Annotated in this window: 2 protein-coding genes; both read right to left on the bottom strand. The window is 70.0% G+C overall.

The features are described from left to right. The coding region (locus GEV07_30745; protein ID MQA06887.1) for a helicase at positions 1 to 2,345 on the bottom strand (2,345 nt) is incomplete at its 3' end. A gap of 141 nt (positions 2,346 to 2,486) precedes the next feature. Then, on the bottom strand, positions 2,487 to 3,968 hold the full coding sequence (locus GEV07_30740; GenBank protein MQA06886.1) for a hypothetical protein: 1,482 nt from the start codon (positions 3,966 to 3,968) through the stop codon (positions 2,487 to 2,489). Between the last annotated feature and the right edge of the window lie 137 nt (positions 3,969 to 4,105).

Genomic DNA, 4,105 nt, shown 5'->3' with positions numbered 1-4,105 from the left:
GTGGAGGCGACGATCTTCGGCCCGGCGTCGTGTCCGCTGACGGGCCGCCACCGGCACAGCTCGTCGACGGCGGCCTCGAACAGGCCGACCATGGTGCCGAGCGCGCCGGAGATGAGGTGCAGCTCGTCCTGGATGACGAGATCGGGTGGACGCAGCCGGGGCACGTCGTGACTGGACGCCGCCGGCACCTTCCCCTTCGCGTTGTGGCGACCACCGCACTTCACCCTGCCGTCGAGATCCGGGTGGCGATACCCGTGCCGGTCGCAGCGGCTGCGGACCCGACCGAACAGGATGCCGGCGTGGCCGCGCCAGGGCAGTTGGGCGAGCTTGTCGACGGTGGCGATCACCAGGCTCGGCGCGTACCGGTAGATCTCCTCGTCGACGGTCAGGATCGGCAGTCCCTCGTCGCTGTGCCGGCGGGAGAACGGGCAGGCGTCCGCACCCTCGGCGTTGCCGCAGAACAAGAGCACGCGCCGGGTCTCCTCCTGGACGTGCAGGTCGCGGTGACCTTCCAACGCGGTGCCGCACCACGGGCAGGTGAGCGTCTGCAGCACGTTGACGTGCTTGCCCGTCCCGGCGTTCTTCGCCTGGAGGACCTGGTCGCGGGCATCCTCGTACCAGTTCGGGGAGACGCCCGCGCCGACCCAGAGGCCGATGCGGAAGGGGGTCTCGCCGAACGTCGCCTCGTCGCGGCGGCGCTGTATCTCGGCGGCGCAGACCAGGGCGGCGGCGCGCTGGAACTGCTGCGCGGTGAGCAGCCGCAGCGTGTAGCGCATCAGGACGGCCACACCGGCCGCGCCGGACCGGGCGTCAACGCCCTCACCGACGCTGCCCTGCAGCCGGCGTATCGCGAAGGTGAACGCGGTGAGCCCGAGGTACGCCTCGGTCTTGCCACCGCCGGTCGGGAAGAACAGCAGGTCGACGACGGCGTTCGGGTCGGCCGCGCGCTCGGCGTGGGTGGGGTCGGTGAGGGCTGGCAGGTTGACCAGGACGAAGGCGAGCTGGAACGGGCGCCAAGACGCCACCGCAGCGCGCTGCTCGGCCACGGCGCGTTCGGCCTCGGCGTAGCCGAGACCCTCGCGCTCGCGGCGCCGCGCGATCTCGGTGTGCCGGCGCTGCGCCGCCATCGCCTCGTTGGCGAACGCGAACGCGCGCCGCGCCTCGGCGTGCCCGGGCGTAGTCGGGTCGCTCAGCAACCGCACCCCGGCACGGATGCGTTCGGCGGCGGTGCGCGCCTTCGCCACCGCGTCTGCGCCTGCCCGGCGCAGCGACTCCGGCAGTCCCGGCAGTTCGGCTTCGCGCGCGTCGAGCCAGGCGGTGTACCCGGTGATCAGGGGCATCAGGCCGGCGTGCAGCCGCGGCGGGTCGGCCGCGGCGAGCGCGTCCATGGAGAGCTCGACGTCGGCGAACGCCGTGCCGGGGCCGGACGGCGCCTCGGTGGCGGGCACGTCGTAGCTCGGCAGCCAGGTGGTCTCCAGGCACCATGCGTCCTGCTCGCCCGGCCTGATCCGGTGGTCGACGGCGACGTTGCGGCCGCTGGCGTAACGGCGCTCGTGCCGGTAGAGCAACCTGAGGTGGGTCTCCTCGTCGCTGGCGGGCGTGCCTTCAGCTGGATGCTCGACCGGGGCGAACACGGCGTTCTCGCCGTCGGTCGCGGTGACCGTGAGCCGGGTCTGGAACAGCCAGGCGGTGTCGCCCCTGGTCTTCGCCTCGGCCTGCGCGTTGACCAGGGCCAGCTCGACGACGCGCAGCGCACCGCGGGAGCGGACGGTGACGGCGAGGCGGACGCCGTCACCGGTGCCCTCGCTGCCGAGCCGGAACCGCTCGCTGACGTCACCGTCGAGATCGATCTCACGGACGTGCTCGACCGGCTCGCGCTGCCACACCTTCCGGGCGCCGGCATCGTCCTCGACCTGAGTCTCGACGTAGCGGCCCCAGGCGGCGGTGACCCGCAGCCTGGTCACCGCGGTGGACACGGTGCAGGCCAGGCCCATCGAGGACGCCCACATCCGCCCGACGGTGGCCGGCGCCACCTCGGGCAGCTCGGCGTCGCCGCCGTCGCCGGAGACACCGGCGCCGTTGTCGACGGAGGCGGGTGCCTCCTCCGCAGACGCGGTCGCCTCGCCGCGCGGGCCGAGCGCGCCGACGAGGTAGCGCTCCCGTGGGCCCTCCAGACCCTGGGAGGGCAGCTGTTCGGTCGGGCCGTCCCAGGGGCCGAGGAGGTCGCGACGCACCTGCTGCTCCAGCTCGTCGCGAACCGCGGCGGAGCTCGCCTCGGTGAACCGCTGTGGACGCTCCAGCTCGGCCACCGAGTCGAGCGTCACCTGGCCGTCCGCGGCGGTCATCGGTCCTCCTCTCCCTGCGTGTGGCGACGGCGCCTCTCGCCGTGGGCTCCATTCATAGCCGTGGCCAGTGACAGTTCGACCGAGCTGTACGACCTCTCGCACCGTCCCGACGAGGTGCGTTCGGCCTCCTAGCCACGGGTGTCACATGAGCCTCCCCTGGTCCGGGTCGTCCTGCCGCTTCCTGGCGCGCTTGGCCGGCTTCTTCGGCACGCCGGCGGCGACCTCGGCGGCGTGGCGTTCGTGGTTGAGCTCCAGCAACCGGTCCAGGATCTCCTGCTTCGCCGCCGGCCCGACCGTGTACCGCAGGTCACGTCCGGCCGGGTGGAACCCGTGGTCGAGCTGGTCGAGCAGGTCGTCCCAGCCGTACGCCCGGACGGTGGCGTCGTCGATCGCCCGGTGGATGTCGCGCAGCTCGACGATGTCGGCGTCGGTACAGCCGGGCTCGAAGACGAGGTTGTACGTCTTGGTCAGCCCGAGCTGTCGCCGCAGCATCGCCTCCCGCCGGAACGTGTCCAGCCGGTCCCCCAGCTCCCGCATCTCCTGGGTCAGGTCTGGAAGGGGGAACGTCTCGAACACGTCCGAGGGCGTGTACCGGAGGTCCGCCTTCATCGAGGAGGCGCGGGCCACTGCCCACCAATAGTGCGGGGAACTGGACAGCAGCGCCAACATCGCCGTGTCCCCGATGGCGAACACGCCGAGTGCATGGGAGAACACCTGTCCGGTCGGCACCAGCACCGGCATCACGGTCTTGCTCACCAACGTGATGACCACGACCCGCGACAACCCCGCGATCGCGGCACGAAGTCCCGGTGCTAACTTTTCGAATTTCCACCATGCGTCGCGAGTAGCACGCTTTGAACCTGGGAGCTTATCCCGCTCCGGCTTGACTAGATGACGGAGCCGCTCGATACAGGCAGCATAGCGTGACGCCTCTGGATACGAGAAGTCGCCGAAATCTATGATCCACCTGGACGGCGAGGTTTCTGGCCTAGAGTTTACATCTTGACCGTTCAAATATGGCCGAATTACATCGGCACTTTTTGCGTCGGACTTGATGAGATCCGCAACGTCATCCTTCGCTAGAACGAAACCAATTCCGTTGACGAAGTTCCCGATATACGCCACTCCCTTGCTTGCTTCTAGTCTCGTTGGTGTTCCCGAAACCCGCGAACCGGGGTCCAATGATGGCGATATTTCGGAAACAGCCAACTCGTCCAAGACGGCCTGGGCCGGTGAACGGCTCGTGGTCCAGACCGCGCAGTACTCGAGGACGGCGGAGCTCGATGGCCAGGGCTTGCTCTTGGTCGCCCGACGGATCGTCACGCCGCGCTCTACCAACTGGTCGAGGGCGACCTCGCGGGTGTCGCCTTGGGCCAGGGTGTTGGTCGCGATGAGGCCCACCTGGCCGTCGGCGTTCACCAGCTCGTGCGCCCGCAGTGCGAAGTAGGCGACCAGATCCGCATTGCCCTTGACACCGTTGCCGACCTCGCGGACCAGGTGCTCCCGGTAAGCAGAGCCGAGCGACCCACTGATCTTCTTCCCACCCAGGAACGGAGGATTCCCGACTATCGCGTCGAAGCCACCGCGGTCGGTGATCTCGGGGAAGGTGAGCGGCCAGTGCAAGGGTTGGCGGGGAAATGCGCCGGCCGGTTGGTCGGTGGCCAGCCAGGCACGGGCCCGGGCGCGAGCCTCCGTCCCGCCGTCGAGTCGTGCACCGTGCGCCAGCTGGGCGGCAGTCTGATAGAGGCCGCCCCTGGTGG

Source organism: Streptosporangiales bacterium, assembly GCA_009379825.1.
GTDB lineage: Bacteria > Actinomycetota > Actinomycetes > Streptosporangiales > WHST01 > WHST01.
This window is presented reverse-complemented; position numbering and strand designations above follow the sequence as displayed.